Annotated in this window: 15 protein-coding genes, 1 tRNA gene and 1 pseudogene; 8 read left to right on the top strand and 9 right to left on the bottom strand. The window is 68.2% G+C overall.

The window, feature by feature from the left end; all coding sequences use genetic code 11:
* Positions 1 to 6: 6 nt before the first annotated feature.
* A complete protein-coding gene (locus ACGFYY_RS19720) occupies positions 7 to 1,194 on the top strand; it encodes an ALF repeat-containing protein (protein ID WP_393710891.1) in 1,188 nt (395 codons plus the stop codon).
* Positions 1,195 to 1,255: 61 nt separating this feature from the next.
* Here ACGFYY_RS19720 and ACGFYY_RS19715 read toward each other — a convergent pair whose 3' ends face one another.
* Complete coding sequence (locus ACGFYY_RS19715) at positions 1,256 to 3,064, bottom strand: bifunctional metallophosphatase/5'-nucleotidase (protein ID WP_393710937.1); 1,809 nt, start codon at positions 3,062 to 3,064, stop codon at positions 1,256 to 1,258.
* A gap of 127 nt (positions 3,065 to 3,191) precedes the next feature.
* On the opposite strand from ACGFYY_RS19715, the gene ACGFYY_RS19710 reads away from it, so the two are divergent.
* Positions 3,192 to 3,893 carry an SIMPL domain-containing protein gene (locus ACGFYY_RS19710; protein ID WP_365269310.1) on the top strand — a complete coding sequence of 234 codons (702 nt, stop codon included), beginning with the start codon at positions 3,192 to 3,194 and terminating at the stop codon, positions 3,891 to 3,893.
* A gap of 146 nt (positions 3,894 to 4,039) precedes the next feature.
* The gene (pyk, locus tag ACGFYY_RS19705; protein ID WP_393710888.1) at positions 4,040 to 5,467 is read left to right on the top strand and encodes a pyruvate kinase; all 1,428 of its coding nucleotides are present in this window, start codon (positions 4,040 to 4,042) and stop codon (positions 5,465 to 5,467) included.
* A 60-nt stretch (positions 5,468 to 5,527) separates the two neighbouring features.
* On the opposite strand, the pseudogene ACGFYY_RS19700 reads toward pyk, so the two are convergent.
* Positions 5,528 to 5,778: pseudogene (locus ACGFYY_RS19700) on the bottom strand (EF-hand domain-containing protein).
* A 63-nt stretch (positions 5,779 to 5,841) separates the two neighbouring features.
* On the opposite strand from ACGFYY_RS19700, the gene ACGFYY_RS19695 reads away from it, so the two are divergent.
* The 3 genes from ACGFYY_RS19695 (at position 5,842) to ACGFYY_RS19685 (ending at position 7,174) form a co-directional block, all read left to right on the top strand.
* Positions 5,842 to 6,297: a MarR family winged helix-turn-helix transcriptional regulator gene (locus tag ACGFYY_RS19695; protein ID WP_393710886.1), complete on the top strand. Its 456-nt coding sequence runs from the start codon at positions 5,842 to 5,844 to the stop codon at positions 6,295 to 6,297.
* A 122-nt stretch (positions 6,298 to 6,419) separates the two neighbouring features.
* The gene (locus ACGFYY_RS19690; protein WP_393710884.1) at positions 6,420 to 6,860 is read left to right on the top strand and encodes a hypothetical protein; all 441 of its coding nucleotides are present in this window, start codon (positions 6,420 to 6,422) and stop codon (positions 6,858 to 6,860) included.
* Positions 6,861 to 6,964: 104 nt separating this feature from the next.
* Entirely contained in the window at positions 6,965 to 7,174 is a 210-nt protein-coding gene (locus tag ACGFYY_RS19685) for an alpha/beta fold hydrolase (protein WP_393710882.1), read from the top strand.
* Positions 7,175 to 7,184: 10 nt separating this feature from the next.
* On the opposite strand, the gene ACGFYY_RS19680 is transcribed toward ACGFYY_RS19685, so the two are convergent.
* Positions 7,185 to 7,760 carry a TetR/AcrR family transcriptional regulator gene (locus tag ACGFYY_RS19680; protein WP_393710880.1) on the bottom strand — a complete coding sequence of 192 codons (576 nt, stop codon included), beginning with the start codon at positions 7,758 to 7,760 and terminating at the stop codon, positions 7,185 to 7,187.
* A gap of 72 nt (positions 7,761 to 7,832) precedes the next feature.
* Here ACGFYY_RS19680 and ACGFYY_RS19675 point away from each other — a divergent pair, with 72 nt between their 5' ends.
* Positions 7,833 to 8,990 carry an FAD-dependent monooxygenase gene (locus ACGFYY_RS19675; RefSeq protein ID WP_393710878.1) on the top strand — a complete coding sequence of 386 codons (1,158 nt, stop codon included), beginning with the start codon at positions 7,833 to 7,835 and terminating at the stop codon, positions 8,988 to 8,990.
* A 158-nt stretch (positions 8,991 to 9,148) separates the two neighbouring features.
* On the opposite strand, the gene ACGFYY_RS19670 is transcribed toward ACGFYY_RS19675, so the two are convergent.
* Positions 9,149 to 9,895, bottom strand: a complete 747-nt coding sequence (locus ACGFYY_RS19670; protein ID WP_393710935.1) for a transcriptional regulator — start codon at positions 9,893 to 9,895, stop codon at positions 9,149 to 9,151.
* 111 nt (positions 9,896 to 10,006) lie between these two features.
* Positions 10,007 to 10,081: transfer RNA gene (locus ACGFYY_RS19665), tRNA-Leu, on the bottom strand.
* Positions 10,082 to 10,180: 99 nt separating this feature from the next.
* Here ACGFYY_RS19665 and ACGFYY_RS19660 point away from each other — a divergent pair.
* Positions 10,181 to 10,834: an ANTAR domain-containing response regulator gene (locus ACGFYY_RS19660; protein ID WP_030762326.1), complete on the top strand. Its 654-nt coding sequence runs from the start codon at positions 10,181 to 10,183 to the stop codon at positions 10,832 to 10,834.
* A 69-nt stretch (positions 10,835 to 10,903) separates the two neighbouring features.
* On the opposite strand, the gene ACGFYY_RS19655 is transcribed toward ACGFYY_RS19660, so the two are convergent.
* Genes ACGFYY_RS19655 through ACGFYY_RS19640 form a run of 4 tightly spaced genes read right to left on the bottom strand, consistent with a single transcriptional unit; the run spans position 10,904 to position 15,397 of the window.
* Positions 10,904 to 11,620, bottom strand: coding sequence for an ABC transporter ATP-binding protein (locus ACGFYY_RS19655; RefSeq protein ID WP_202202029.1), 717 nt, complete (start codon positions 11,618 to 11,620; stop codon positions 10,904 to 10,906).
* A complete protein-coding gene (locus ACGFYY_RS19650) occupies positions 11,617 to 12,729 on the bottom strand; it encodes an ABC transporter ATP-binding protein (protein WP_393710933.1) in 1,113 nt (370 codons plus the stop codon). Before ACGFYY_RS19650 ends, ACGFYY_RS19655 begins: the two co-directional genes overlap by 4 nt.
* Positions 12,730 to 12,734: 5 nt before the next feature.
* On the bottom strand, positions 12,735 to 14,459 hold the full coding sequence (locus ACGFYY_RS19645; protein ID WP_393710931.1) for a branched-chain amino acid ABC transporter permease: 1,725 nt from the start codon (positions 14,457 to 14,459) through the stop codon (positions 12,735 to 12,737).
* A 5-nt stretch (positions 14,460 to 14,464) separates the two neighbouring features.
* Positions 14,465 to 15,397 (bottom strand): branched-chain amino acid ABC transporter permease, encoded by a 933-nt coding sequence (locus ACGFYY_RS19640; protein WP_030008505.1) that lies wholly within the window; start codon positions 15,395 to 15,397, stop codon positions 14,465 to 14,467.
* Positions 15,398 to 15,463: the final 66 nt, after the last annotated feature.

Raw genomic sequence — 15,463 nt, 5'->3', positions numbered from 1 at the left:
TTGTCTGTGAAGTTTTCCCGGATCGCCGCAGCGGTGACCACCGCCGCCCTTGCTCCGGCCGTACTCATCGCGTCACCGGCCTTCGCCGCCGGCCCCGACGCCCCGGCCACCGGCAACCAGCCGGCACCGACCGCGCCCGACCAGGCCGTGCCGGACCAGGCCGCACCCGACCAGGCCGTGACCAACCAGGCCGAAGAGGACCGCAGGACCATCCTCGCGATCATCGCCCACCCGATGGCCAGCAAGTTCATGCAGGACGCCGGCCGCAAGGCCATCGCCGACGGCCCCAAGGCCATGCGCAAGTTCATCGAAGTCGACCAGCACGACATCCGCATGGACGACTACCGCATCGCGATCCTCCGCCTCCTCCCGGACGCCGGCCCCGGACTCAAGGAGGGCATCAACAAGGTCCTCACCCACGGCAACACCATCGAAAAGCTGCGCCAGTTCTACGACGTCACCCAGCACGAGCTGCGCGACGACGACAACAAGGTCGAGATCTCCCGACTGATCGGCACCGGCGGCACCGGCGTGAAGGAAGCCGGGAAGAAGGCCCTCAAGGGCACCCCGGCCGACCGCGCGGAGTTCCTCAAGACCGGCCGCCACCTCGCCCAGGCCCAGGACGACCTGGTCGAACTGGCCCGCATCGACGAAGGCTGGGACGGCCCCATCCTCACCGCGGCCATCAGCAAGCTGATGAACGGCTCGCCCACCCCGGCCGAACTGCGCCACTTCCTGGAAGTGACCCAGTACGAGCTGCGCGACCAGGACAACCGCGTCACCATCGCCAAGATCATCGACGGGGCCGGCCCGGAACTCCTCAAGGCAGGACGCGCCGCACTCGCCGGCACCCCCGCCCAACGGACCGAGTTCCTCACGACGGGCCAACACGAAGCCCGCGCCAAGGACCAGACCGCCAAGGACAACGACAAGCCCGCCCCCGGCAAGGACGGCAAGGACGGCGACTCCAAGAGCAACGGAACCGGAACCGGCACGGCCACCGGCACGGGCACCAGCGCCACGACCACCGGCAACACCACCGTCACCGCCCAGGGCAACAACGGCGCCCCCCTCGCCACCACCGGCGCGGGCGACCACACCACCCTGATCGCCGGCGGCGCGAGCACCGCCCTCGTCGCCGGCGCCGGACTGCTCCTCGCGGCCCGCATGCGCCGCGCCGGCACGCGAGGCTGACGCACACCGCACCACCAAGGGTGGCCGGCCGCAGCACACCACGGCCGGCCACCCGACACCCCTAGAACACAGCGACCCCGGCCCGCGTCAGACGCCAGTCCACCGCCGCGAACTGCGCCGGATCGATCGTTCCCTTCGCCTTCACCCACTGGATGATCGTGTTACGGATCTCGTCCGAGTTCGCCCACAACTGCTTCGCCTGCGGAACATGCGGGAAGTTCCCGCCACCCGACGCCCGGTAGTTGTTCACCGCCAACACGAACTGCGCCGCCGGATCCACCGGCTTCCCCTGGAACGACAACCCCGTGATCCGCGAACCCACCGGCTGCGCGATGTCGATGTCGTACGCCAGCCCGTACACCGCGTCGTAGTTGTAGTCCGGAATGCCCTCCGCGTTCGTCAGCTTCGCCGGATCCACCACATCCCCCGGCGCCGTCCGCACGAAGTACCGCGCCGAGTACTCCAGGTAGTCCTTCACCTGCGCACCCGTCAGCAGCCGCGCCTCCATCGTGTTCTCGAACGGATACAGACCCGCCGCATCCTTGATCGTCACCTGACCCGCCGGGATCGCCGCCGTACGCGAGAAGCACGACGCCTGCGACAGCACCGGCAGCGCCGCCCACTCCGAACCGGCCAGCGCCCCCTTCACCGTCTCCGCCTGCACATGGTTGATCAGATCGATGATCGCGACGTCCTTGAACGCCCCCTCCGCCGACGACATCGCCTGCGTCGACGTACCGATCACCTGGTTCACGTATGCCACGACCTTGCGGTGCTCGTCCGACAGCAACCGCGTGATCTTCTTGTCCTCCGCGACCGTGTTCGAGTTCAGCACCTTCGCCGCGACCTTCGCCACCGACCAGCGGCCCTTCTCCCACGTCAGCTCGAAGTCGAACAGCGTCAGCCGCTGCCCCCACTTCAGCGGCTCCGACAGCACCACCTCCTTGCCGGTCGCCTTGTTCTTCACCCGGTACTCCGGGATCTCCGTGTGCGCGTGCCCCACCAGGATCGCGTCGATCCCCGGCACCTGCTCCGCCACCAGCGCCGCCGCGTTCTCGATGTACGGCAACTGGTCCCCGTACGAGGACGTACCGCTCGAACCCGAATGCGCCGACACGATCACCACGTCCGCGCCCATCGACCGCAGCTTCGGCACGAACTTCGCCGCCTGCTCCTCCAGCCCCGGGAACGTCATCTTCCCCTGCACGTTCGCCTTGTCCCAGATCGCGATACCCGGGTTCGTCAGCCCCAGCACCGCCACCTTCACATCACGCCCGCACGGAGTCCGCAGCTTGTGCATGCTGTACGGCGCGAACGCCGGCCGCAGCGTCCGGGCGTCCAGCGCGTTCGCACCCAGCAGCGGGAAATCACACTGCTCCTCGAACTTCCGCAGCACCGGTATGCCGTAATTGAACTCGTGGTTCCCCAACGCCGCCGCGTCGTAACCGATCGCGTTCATCGCCTGCGCCATCGGGTGCACCGGACCAAGCCGCGCGGTGATCGGATCCACCTTCGCGTAGTAGTACGACAGCTGCGTGCCTTGAATCGTGTCACCCGCGTCGATGAGCAGCGTGTTACGCCGCCCCTTCTCCGCCCGCACCTGCTCCACCAGCGTCGAGATCTTCGCAAGACCGACGTCGTTGTGCGCCTTGTCGTCGAACTCCTTGTCGGTGAAGTAGTCCCAGTTGAAGACATTCCCATGCAAGTCGGTCGTACCCATCACCGTGAACGCGTACGTCCGCGCCCCCGCACCGGACCCCGTCACGGCCTGTGGAGCCGCCACGGCCGGGGAGCTCGTGGCCCCCGCCAACGCCACAGCAGCACCCGTAGCGGCCGAAGTGCCCAGAAAAGTCCTACGGTCGAACGCCATACCATCTCCCTTTTGAGGCGTGAACAACGCGCGTAGATTCTGACCCAGCCGTCACGAGCCGCAACACCCCCGACAGGTTTCGATCCGGTGACCACACCCGAACGAGCGACAGTGCGACAGTGAAACCATGACCCAGGACGCATCGCACCAGCCCTACGGAACCCCCGAAGTACCCCGCGTAGCAGTCCGCGGCGAAGCCCGCATCGAAGTCGACCCCGAGATCGCCCGCATCGGCATCACCGTCAGCGCCCGCGGCACCGACCGCCGCACCGCACTCGAAGACCTCACCCGCCGCAACAACACCGTCCTCGACCTCATCAAGAGCTACGGCGACCCCGTCGAAAAACTCGAAACCGGCGCCTTCTCCATCACCCCCGAACTCACCCGCCACGGCCGCGCCGAACGCGTCCGCGCCTACCACGGCCGCGTCCACATCACCGCCGAACTCAGCGACTTCACCACCCTCGGCGAACTCACCACCCGCCTCGCCGACCTCGAACTCACCGAGGTCGACGGCCCCTGGTGGGCCCTGCGCCCCACCTCACCCGCCCACGGCCAGGCCCGCCGCCAAGCCGTCCTCGAAGCCGTCCAGCGCGCCCGCGAATACGCCGAAGCCCTCGGCGCGAACCTCGCCGCCCTCGTCGAACTCGCCGACCTGGGCGCCGAGAACGCCGCCCCCTTCACCCCCGCCCCCGGCGGCGGCATGCGGACCATGGCCTTCAGCGCCGCCGAGGAGACAGGCCCCCCGCCCCTCGACCTCGAACCCCAGCGCCAGACCGTCTACGCACAGGTGAACGCCCGCTTCACCATGACCCCTCCACAACTCTGAAGAACCCATAAACGCCCGCCCCGGGGGTGCTCATCGGAGCACCCCCATGCACATTCAACAGTTGTCAACAAGCTTTTGCTCAAAGGTTGTTGAGTGGACACCCGGAAGCGATTTCCTACCCGCAGGTAGGGGAATACGCTCGCCTCATGCGCCGAGCGAAAATCGTATGTACCCTGGGCCCCGCCACCGACTCATACGACCAGATCAAAGCCCTGGTCGAAGCCGGAATGGACATCGCCCGCCTCAACCTCAGCCACGGCACCACAGCCGAACACGAGGAGCGCTACCAGCGCGTACGCAAGGCCTCGGACGAGACCGGCCGCAGCGTCGGCATCCTCGCCGACCTTCAAGGCCCGAAGATCCGCCTCGGCCGCTTCCGCGAAGGACCCGTACTCCTTGAACGCGGCGACGACTTCACCATCACCGTCGAAGACCACGAAGGCGACCGCCACACCTGCGGCACCACCTACAAAGGCCTCGCCACCGACGTCACCACCGGCGAACTCATCCTCGTCGACGACGGCCGCGTCACCCTCGAAGTCACCGCCGTCGACGGACCCCGCGTCCACACCCGCGTCGTCGAAGGCGGCATGGTCTCCGACCACAAAGGCCTCAACCTCCCCGGCGTAGCCGTCTCCGTCCCCGCCCTCTCCGAAAAAGACATCGAAGACCTCCGCTGGGCCCTACGCGCCGGCGCCGACGTCATCGCCCTCTCCTTCGTCCGCAGCGGCCGCGACATCGAAGACGTCCACCGCATCATGGACGAAGAAGGCCGACGCCTCCCCGTCATCGCCAAGGTCGAAAAACCCCAAGCCGTCGAAAACATCGACGACATCGTCGCCGCCTTCGACGGCATCATGGTCGCCCGCGGCGACCTCGGCGTCGAAATGCCCCTCGAACAAGTCCCCATCGTCCAAAAGCGCGCCATCAAACTCGCCAAGCGCAACGCCAAACCCGTCATCGTCGCCACCCAGATGCTCGACTCGATGATCGACAACTCCCGCCCCACCCGCGCCGAAGCCAGCGACGTCGCCAACGCCATCATCGACGGCACCGACGCCGTCATGCTCTCCGGCGAAACCAGCGTCGGCAAATACCCCATCGAAACCGTCCGCACCATGTCCCGCATCGTCGAAGCCGCCGAAGAAGACATCCTCGCCAAGGGCCTCCCCCCACTCACCGACCGCAACAAGCCCCGCACCCAAGGCGGAGCCGTCGCCCGCGCAGCCGCCGAAATGGGCGACTTCCTCGACGCCAAATTCCTCGTCGCCTTCACCCAGAGCGGCGACACCGTCCGCCGACTCTCCCGCTACCGCTCACCCATCCCCCTCCTCGCCTTCACCCCCGACCCCGCCACCCGCTCCCAACTCAACCTCACCTGGGGCGTCGAAACCTTCCTCGGCCCCCACGTCGACTCCACCGACGCCATGGTCGCCCAAGTCGAAGAGGAACTCCTGCGCATCGGCCGCTGCGTCCCCGGCGACATCGTCGTCATCACCGCCGGCTCACCCCCCGGCGTCACCGGATCCACCAACCTCGTCCGCATCCACCACATCGGCGACGCGGTCCGCTGACCCACGCGACACACCGCGTCGGGCCACACCACCCGCCCGACGCGGTCACCCGCCCCCCACCTACCAGCCGAACCGCCGATCCACCACCGCCGCGAACTCCTCGAACGACAACACCGCATCCCCATGCGCATCCGCCGCGTCGAACAACGCCGACGACGCCTCCGCATCCCCCACACCCCAGAACGGCAGATCCCCCCGCGCCGCCAGGGTCGGCCCCTTCGACCGCAGCGCCGAGATCACCTCCGCCCGCGTCAGCTCCCTGCCCTCATCCAGGTCGAGCACGCGAACACCCTCCAGGCCTTCTCACTCATCACAGATTCCCTCGTCGAACCAGCGCTTGACCTCAACCTGACCTGAGGTCATACGGTCGCCACATGACGATCAAGGAACACACACAGCAGCAGCTCGCCGCCCAGCCCATCGGCTACTGGACCCGCGAAGCCGCACACCTGGTCATCGGCGGCCTCCGCACCGCCCTCGCCGAAGAACACCTCACCCAACCCCACTGGTGGACCCTCAACCACATAGCCCGCGCACCAGGCCACTGGACCCGCAAGGACCTCACCGCCGAGCTGGCCCCCTACGACGACCAGAACACCGACTTCGACGCCCTCTTCGACGACCTCACCACCCGCGGCTGGATCACCGAGACCGACCACCACCTCACCCTCACCGAAGCCGGCGAAGCAGGCCGCACCCGCGCCCACGACCGCAACGCCAAGGTCCACGAACGCATGCGCCAGGGCATCGACGACGCCACCTACGCCGCCACCATCGACACCCTCCGCCGCCTCGTCGCCAACCTCGGCGGCAACGGCGACCTGCCCTAACGCCATACTGGCCCCTCGCCACGCACACACGGGGGACGGACCGAATGACCACGCGGCAGGCACACCACGACTGCACACCACGCCCGGGCGCCTGCCGCCTCCCCGAACCATGGATGTGCGGCGTGTTCTACGTCGACGGCAGCCTCCGCGACATCACCGTCGCCGACACCGACGACACCCACTGGCAGCAGGTCCTACGCCACCTCCGCGGCACCGCCGACCAACTCACCTGGTACGACGGCCCCGAAGGACAGGACCTCGACCCGAACGACACCGGCGACCCGTTCGCCACCATCGAGGACGGCTACACCGCGACCCTCGCCGCCCGCTACGGCCACACCTGGTTCTCGGCCCATCTCCCGGTCGACGGCATCGAATTCTCCCTCTGGCCCGACGGCATCGAGGACGGCGCCCACGTCGCCGACGTACTGCGCTTCCTGACCGAACTGGGCACGGCATGCGACCGCCCCGCCGTCCTCACCGCCGAGACCGTCAGTGGCCACCACCAACTGCCACCCCTGATCACCTACGACCCGACCACCGGAACCATCACGCACCCCTGAACCGTGGGTGGACGGACCCCACCGCGAACCGTCCCAGGTCAACCCCCGGCTCCGCGCACGACTCCACACGTCGGCCCCGTGGGCGTGCCGTGTCACGTTGGCGGATGGCCTCCATCGGCGCACCCACCCTCGTGCTCGACGGAGAACTCGACAGCACCGACATCACGTCGAACGCCCAAGCCATCGCCCGAACGGTGCCCGACGCCGAACACCAACGCTTCGCCTCGGCAGCCCACATGGTCAACCTCGAAAGCCCGGGACCCTTCGACCTCGCGGTCGAAGCCTTCCTCGCGTCCACGACCGACCGCACCTGAGCCCACGCGGTCACCCCGGCACGTCGTCCCCACGCACGGCGGCGGCGACCAACCCCACCACCGCGTCACGCGACACCTCACCACCGCTCACCAGCCGATCGAACACCAGCCCGTCGATGCACGTCAGCAGCGTGTGCGTCCGACCCTCCACATCCGTCACACCGCGCGCCGCGAGAAAGAGCCGGACCGCCTCCCGCCCGGCGTTCTCACGGGGGACGAGAATCTCGCGCAACTCCGGATCACGCACGCTCTCGACCGCGCAGGCATACCGCGCCAACGAGCGCCGACGCCCCTCACCCGTCAGCCGCTGCCGGGTGAGCAGCACCATGCCGTCCACCAACTCCCCGACCGTACGCAGCGGTGGAAGCCCCTCCGCCGTCACCTGCAGCTCCGCCTGGTCCAGCTGGACCAGACGCGTGACGAGCCCGGTGAGCAGCGCCGCCCGGGTCCGGAAGTACGCCGACGTCGTGCCCGGCGGCATGCCCGCCCTGCGGTCGACCGCCCGATGGGTCAGCCCGCGCATCCCCTCGTCCGCCAGCACGTCGAGAGCCGCATCCGCGAGCAAGGTACGTCGATCCGAAGCCATACCCCCTTTCTACACCTGTAGAGACTCAGGTAGCCTCCACCTTCTACAGGTGTAGAAAAACGGGGGTCGGACATGAACAACACAGCCGTAGTGGTCGGCGGCGGCATCGGCGGACTCGCCACCGCCATCGGACTCCACCGCATCGGATGGAACGTCACCGTCATCGAACGCTCCCCGACCCTCGAAGACGCCGGAGCCGGCATCTCCCTCGCCGCCAACGGCCTCCACGCACTCGACGCACTCGGCATCGGCCACGCCGTACGCGAAGCCTCCCGAAACCAGTACACCGGCGGCACCCGCACCCCCCACGGCACCTGGCTCACCCACATGAACGGCACCGCACTCGAAGAAGCCGTCGGCACACCCATCGTCGGCATCCCCCGCACCACCCTCCACCGACTCCTGCGCGAACACCTCCCCACCGACACACTCCTCACCGGCACCGAAGCCGGCCCCATCGAACAGACCACCCCGACCACCGCCCGCGTCACCTACGGCACCACCACCCTCGACGCCGACCTCGTCATCGCAGCCGACGGCATCAACAGCCGCACACGCCACACCCTCTTCCCCACCCACCCCCACCCCACCTACACCGGCTCCACCGTCCTACGCGCCATCACCGACCACCCCGTCGACCTCCACACCGACTTCGAACTCACCTGGGGACACGGAACCGAATTCGGACACATCGCCTTCCCCGACGGCCGAGCCGAATGGCACGCCGTCCTCGACCTCCCCGCCCGAACCCGCTTCACCGACCCCCTCACCGAACTACGCCGACGATTCCGCACCTGGCACGACCCCATCCCCGCCCTCCTCGACGCCACCCACCCCGACGCCGTCCTGCACCACGACATCAACGAACTCCCCACCCCCCTCCCCACCTACGTGGCCGGACGGATCGCCCTGCTCGGCGACGCGGCGCACGCCATGACCCCCCACCTCGGACAGGGCGCCTGCCAGGCCCTGGAGGACGCCGTCACCCTGGCCGCGGCCCTCGCCACCGAACCCACCGTCCCCGCCGCCCTCGCCCGCTACGACGTCGAACGCCGCCCCCGCACCCAGGCGGTGGCACGAGCCGCCCGCCAGGCCGGCCGAATGGGCCAGCAGCTCACCCACCCCGTGGCCGTCGCCCTCCGCAACACGGCCATGCGACTTACCCCCTCCCGCGCCGCGACCCGCATGATCCTCCGCCACCACACCTGGGTCCCCCCACGGCTCGCCTAGGGGGTGTCTTGCCGATCAGGGCGGGCTCGCGGGGTCCGGCACCGCGCCTCGCCGCGTTGTCCTCGGTCGGCGACGCTCTGCGTCGCCTCCCTCGTCCGCCTCGCGATCCACGGCACCGGACCCCGCTCCCTGATCCACCCTGATCGACAAGACACCCCCTAGTACTTCGGCCCGATGTGGGCGTCCATGAGGGCGACGCAGCCCTTCCGCGCGACGGACACGTTGAACGGATCACTGCCCCGCGCCAACACCGTCCACCGGACCCCGACCTTGGTCAGCGTGTCGGTACAGAGCCTCCGGATGTCGTCGGACTTGTTGGTGAAGAAGTACCGCGGGTACTCGTACCGCTTGCCGTTACGGACGGTCCAGTTGATGACCCGACACCCGTCGGAATGGATCAGCCCCCGCAGGAACGACCACGGATGGTCATCGACGATCGCCTGCTGCCAGCCCTCCAGCACGATCCGCCGCTCATGCTTCTTGCCGGGCCCGTGCTGCGGGAACAGGCAGGTCCAGTGCCGTCCGTAGCTGGTGACGTTGACACAGCCCTGCCGCTGCACGAGGCACACCTTGTCGTTCGGGCGGACGGCCAGGATCGCCGAGCGGCACTGCTCGATGAGCCCCGGCCAGGCATCCGCACAGGCGATGCGGAGATAGTGCCCCCCTCGGGGGTGCGGGCTGATGCAGCCGTCGCCAAGATAGAGCCCGAGGAGATAGGCATAGGCGGCCTGGTCGGTCGGTGCCGTGCAGGGGGCCGCCTGATTTAAGCGGGGGAGTGGTTCGATCCGCACCGTCCATGAGCGAATGGCGGCTCGGGAAATGCCCGTTTCCTTGCTGACTGAGTTCATGCTGCGCCCGTCGGCGAGTAAGCGAAGGGCGTGCTTGCGGGCGGTCACGTCGTACATGTGGTCGACACTGCTGCGCACAAAATCGCTCACGTGGCGCATTTCGGTGCGCTTCGCTGAAACGAGTGAAGGTCACGCGATTGTCGCGTGACCTTGGAAAAGAAGGAAAAGTGCCCCGGGTCGGACTCGAACCGACACTGAATGGGTTTTGAATCCATCGCCTGCTGCCAATTGGGCTACCGGGGCCCAGCGAATCGAAGGTTTCCCCCGACCCGCTGCGTGTCCACCATACCGTAGCTAGGTAGGCTCAGGGCAGCTTGTTATGCCCCGCAACGAGGAGCCTTCGTGACCGCCGAGCACGAGTCGACGCCCACGCCCGACGCCGACCAGTCGCACGTTCCGCCGCTGACGACCCGCGTCGTCATCGCCGAGGACGAGGCGCTCATCCGTCTCGATCTCAAAGAGATGCTCGAAGAAGAGGGCTACTCCGTCGTCGGCGAGGCCGGTGACGGGCAGACGGCCGTCGAGCTCGCGCGTGAGCACCGCCCCGACCTGGTGATCCTCGACGTGAAGATGCCCGTCCTGGACGGGATCTCCGCGGCCGAGAAGATCGCGGAGGAGTCCATCGCGCCCGTGCTCATGCTCACCGCGTTCTCGCAGCGCGACCTCGTCGAGCGGGCGCGGGACGCCGGTGCGATGGCGTACCTGGTGAAGCCGTTCAGCAAGAGCGACGTGGTGCCGGCCATCGAGATGGCCGTGTCCCGGTTCGCGGAGCTGCGGGCGCTGGAGAAGGAGGTCGAGGACCTCTCCCAGCGGCTGGAGACGCGCAAGCTGGTGGACCGGGCCAAGAGCATTCTGCAGACGCAGTACGGGCTGACGGAGCCGGCCGCCTTCCGGTGGATCCAGAAGTCGTCCATGGACCGTCGGATGTCCATGCAGCAGGTCGCCGAGGTGGTCATCGAGGACGCCGAGGCGAAGAAGAAGGAGAGCGGCAAGTAGCGGCCGCCCCCGGATATGCGTGAGGCCCGCCTCCCCCCGAGGGGAGGCGGGCCTCACACGTTCGTCGGATCAGTCTTCGCCGAGGTAGGCCTTGCGGACGTCCTCGTTGTGGAGGAGGTCGCGGCCGGTGCCGGAGAGGACGATCTTGCCGATCTCCATCACGTGCGCGCTGTCGGAGAGCGAGAGCGCCGCCTGGGCGTTCTGCTCGACGAGCAGGATGGTCATGCCCGTGGCCTTGAGGTCCTTGATGGTCGCCATGATCTTCTGCATCATCAGCGGGGACAGGCCCATGGAGGGCTCGTCGAGCATCAGGAGCTTGGGGCGGGACATGAGCGCGCGGCCCATGGCGAGCATCTGCTGCTCGCCGCCGGAGAGGGTGCCTGCGGCCTGCTTGCGACGCTCGCCCAGGATGGGGAACATCTCGTAGGCGCGCTGGACGTCCGCCTCGATGCCTTCCTTGTCGGTGCGCAGGAAGGCGCCGAGCTGGAGGTTTTCGGCGATCGTCAGCCGGGGGAAGATGTGGCGTCCCTCGGGGGAGTGGGCGAGGCCCAGGGAGACGATCTTGTGGGCGGGGACGGCGGCGAGGGGCTGGCCGTCGAAGGTGATGCTGCCGCTCTTGGGCTTGATGAGCCCGGAGAGGGTGCGCAGGGTGGTCGTCTTGCCGGCGCCGTTGGTGCCGACGAGGCAGACGATTTCGCCTTCGTTGACTTCGAAGGAGATTCCCTTGACGGCTTCGATCTTGCCGTAGGCGACCTTGAGGTCTTCGACCTTGAGCAGTGCGGTCACTTGGCTTCTCCTTCCGTGCTGGTGGTGCTGGTGGTGCTGTCCGAATCCGAGTCCGGGTCCGAGTCCGAGTCGGTGTCGGCCGGGGCGTCGGCGGCGGTGTCGCCGTCGGTGTCGGCCTCCGCTTCGGTCTCGGCGGTCTCGGTGGCCTCGGCTTCGGTCTCGGCCTCAGCCTCGGCCTCGGCGGTCTCGGCCTCGGCCTCGGCCTCGGCGGTCTCAGCCTCGGCCTCGGCGGCGGCTTCTGCCGGTGCCTCGGCTTCGGCTGCGGCTTCCGCGGCCTCGACCTCGGCGACCTCGGCGGCGCCCGGGTCGCCCTCGAAGGGCTCGCCGAGGTAGGCGGCGATGACGCGCTCGTCGCCCTGGACCTCGGCGGCGGTGCCTTCGATGAGCTTTTCGCCCTGGACGAGGCAGGCGACGCGGTCGCAGAGGTTGAAGATGAAGCGCATGTCGTGCTCGATGACGAGGACGGCGATGCCCATGTCGCGGATGGCGAAGATGAGTTCTTCGGCGGCGCGGGTTTCCTGCGGGTTCATGCCGGCGGTGGGCTCGTCCAGGAGGATGAGGCCGGGGTCGCTGGCGAGGGCGCGGGCGATCTCCAGCTTGCGCTGTTCGCCGTAGGGGAGGTTCTTGGCCAGGTGCTGGGCCTTGTTCTCCAGGCCGATGAACTCGAGGAGTTCCATGGCGCGCGCTTCGCTGGCGGCTTCGGCCTTCTTGAAGCCGGGGCCGCGCAGGAGTGCGGACCAGAGGCCTTCCTTGGTGCGGGTGTGGCGTCCGACGAGGACGTTTTCCAGCACGGTCATGTTGTGGAAGAGCCGGATGTTCTGGAAGGTGCGGGCGATGCCGGCCTCGGTGACCTTGTGGGGCTTGGGAGGCAGGACGGTGCCCTTGTAGGTGACGCTGCCCTCGGTGGGGACGTACAGCCCGGTGAGGCAGTTGAAGAAGGTGGTCTTGCCGGCGCCGTTGGGGCCGATGAGTCCGACGATCTCGCCCGCGTTGACCTGGAGGTCGACGCCCTTGACGGCGGTGAGGCCGCCGAAGCGCATGGTGACGCCCTTGGCTTCGAGAACCGTGGTCTTGGTGGTGGTGGACGTGGTGTCCGTGGTGGTCGTCATGTTGTTCACGCCCCCGCCTTGGCGGTGGCCAGGTCCGTGGGGGCCTGGTCAGCGGTGTCGTCGTGGAACTCGAGCTGCGCGCGCTTGTTGGCGATGAGGCCTTCGGGGCGGAAGCGCATGAGCAGGATGAGGGCGATGCCGAATGCGAGGAGCTGGTAGTCCTGGAGGAAGGCCAGCTTCGCCGGGATCAGGAAGAGGAGTGCGGCGCCGAGGATGGGGCCGCGGATGGTGCCCATGCCGCCGAGGATGACGGCGGCGAGGAGGAACGCGGAGTTCGGCGGGACGGGCCCGGCGAAGACGTAGTTCTCGGGGACGACCGTGCTGTTGACGTGTGCCTGGACGGTGCCGGCGAGGCCGGCGAGGGTGGCGCCGAGGGCGAAGGCGATGAGCTTGACCTTGAAGCCGTTGATGCCCATGGCTTCGGCGGCGGTCTCGTCCTCGCGGATGGCGACCCAGGCGCGGCCGATGCGGCTGCTGCCGGCGCGGGCGAAGACCACGACGACGAGGGCCATCACGAGCAGCATCAGGAAGTAGTAGTTGGCGTAGGCGCCGAGGGTGATGCCGCCGACGATGTGGGATTCCCCGAAGTTCCACCCGAAGATTTCGAGGTGGGGGATGTTGGGGATGCCGTTGGGGCCGTTGGTGATGTCGGGGCCGGAGGTGCCGTCGAGGTTGCCCATGGCGATGCGGAAGATTTCTCCGAAGCCGAGGGTGACGATGGCGAGGTAGTCGCCGCGCAGGCGCAGGGTCGGGGCTCCGATGACCACGCCGAAGATGAGCGAGGCGAGGGCGCCGACGATGACCGCTGCCCAGAAGGGGAGGTGGATGCCGAAGGCGGATGCGGTGCTTCCGGAGACCAGGGCCGCGGCGTAGGCGCCGACGCCGAGGAAGGCGACGTAGCCGAGGTCGAGGAGGCCGGCGAGGCCGACGACGACGTTGAGGCCGAGGGCGACGGTCGCGAAGATCAGGATGTTGACCGCGATCAGCGTGTAGGTGTCGCCGCTCTGCTGGATGAACGGGAAGGCGATGGCGGCGGCCGCGGTGCCGAGCAGGGTGACCTGGCGGTACTTGGCGGTGAGGCCGCCGAGGCGGGCGAAGAGGCCGGACTTGTTCAGCGCGAAGGCGGCGAGGCCGACGGTGATCAGGTAGGCGACGAAGAGCTGCGGTTCCTTGTCATCGGTGTCGATGCCGTAGGTGATGACGAAGAGACCGAGGGCGAAGACGGCGGTGATGATGAGGATTTCCGCCCAGGAGGGCAGTTCCTTGGCGGGGGCCGGCTTGCGGGTGTCGTCGGCGAGCTTGTTCACGGCGAGGACCGGGATGAGCGAGCCGACGAGGGCGACGTAGGCGCCGGGTTCGAGGTTGACGACTCCGCCGAGGACGACGGTGATGGCGATGACCGTGAACCAGGTGGCGGCGAGGTTGCCGAGGGTGAGGAAGAAGAGGGCCTTGCGGGAGCCGTTGGGGGTGAGCCAGCCGAGGCCCTTGATGCCGAGCGCGGAGAGCGCGTGGGCGAGGGTGAGGGCGGCTCCGGCGAGGGTGACGTACTGGAGGCCCGCGGGGCTGCCGTAGTAGGTCAGGTCGCCGGGGAATTCGGCGGTCCAGGTCCACGCGAGGAAGGCGCTGACGATGGTGAGGAGGCTGCCGGCGATGACCGCGTAGAGGAGGGTGGTGGGCGCGGGGCCCTGCTTCACCGTGTCGGCGGTCTGCGGGGTGGTGTTGGTGGTCATGGTTCTCACGCCCGATCCGCGACGCGCTCGCCGAGCAGGCCTTGTGGCCGCACGAGGAGGACGACGATGAGGAGTACGAAGGCCCAGACGTTGGACCAGGCGCCACCGCCGAGCTGCGACATGCCGGGGATGTCTTCGATGTAGGCGATCGAGAGGGCTTCGGCGAGTCCGAGGACGACGCCGCCGACCATGGCTCCGTAGATGTTGCCGATGCCGCCGAGGACGGCTGCGGTGAAGGCCTTGAGGCCGAGGATGAAGCCCATCTCGAAGTTGATCTGGCCCTTGTCGAGGCCGTAGGCGACGGCGGCGACGGCGGCGAACGCGGCACCGATGGCGAAGGCCATGACGATGATGCGGTCGGTGTTGATGCCCATCAGCTTCGCGGTGTCGGGGTCCTGCGCGGTGGCCTGCATGGCGCGGCCGCTGCGGCTCTTCTGGACGAAGACGCCGAGGGCGAGCATGCAGAGCGGGGCGAGGATGAGGACGAAGAGGTCCGCGCGCTGGATCGCCAGGCTGTCGGTGATCTTGAAGGCTGCGCCCTTGAACTCAGGGAAGCTGACGGCCTTCTTGGCGTCCGGGTAGAACTGCCAGACGAGCTGCTGGAGCGCGATCGAGAGGCCGATTGCGGTGATGAGGGGTGCGAGCCGGGGGGCGCTGCGCAGTGGGCGGTAGGCGAAGCGTTCGGCTGCGCAGGCCACGGCGACGGAGGTGGCGGCACCTCCGACGATCATGACGGGTATCGCGATCAGCAGGGAGGTGCCGGTCGGGAGGATGGCGTAGGCGCTGAGGGCGCCGAAGCCGCCGATCATGAAGATCTCGCCGTGGGCGAAGTTGATGAGCTGGACGATGCCGTAGACCATGGTGTACCCGATGGCGATGAGACCATAGAGAGCACCGAGGGCCAGGCCGTTGGCCAGCTGTTGCGGCAGTTCGTGCACCGCAGGGCCTCCGATGAGCGTGTCGGATAAGACTCCGCGCGAGGGCGCTGTTTGCGCCCTCGCGCG

Origin of the sequence: Streptomyces sp. NPDC048331, assembly GCF_043201215.1 — a bacterium.
Taxonomy (GTDB): domain Bacteria; phylum Actinomycetota; class Actinomycetes; order Streptomycetales; family Streptomycetaceae; genus Streptomyces.
The sequence above is the reverse complement of the archived record's forward strand: the minus strand, read 5'-3'. Positions and strand labels throughout refer to the sequence as shown.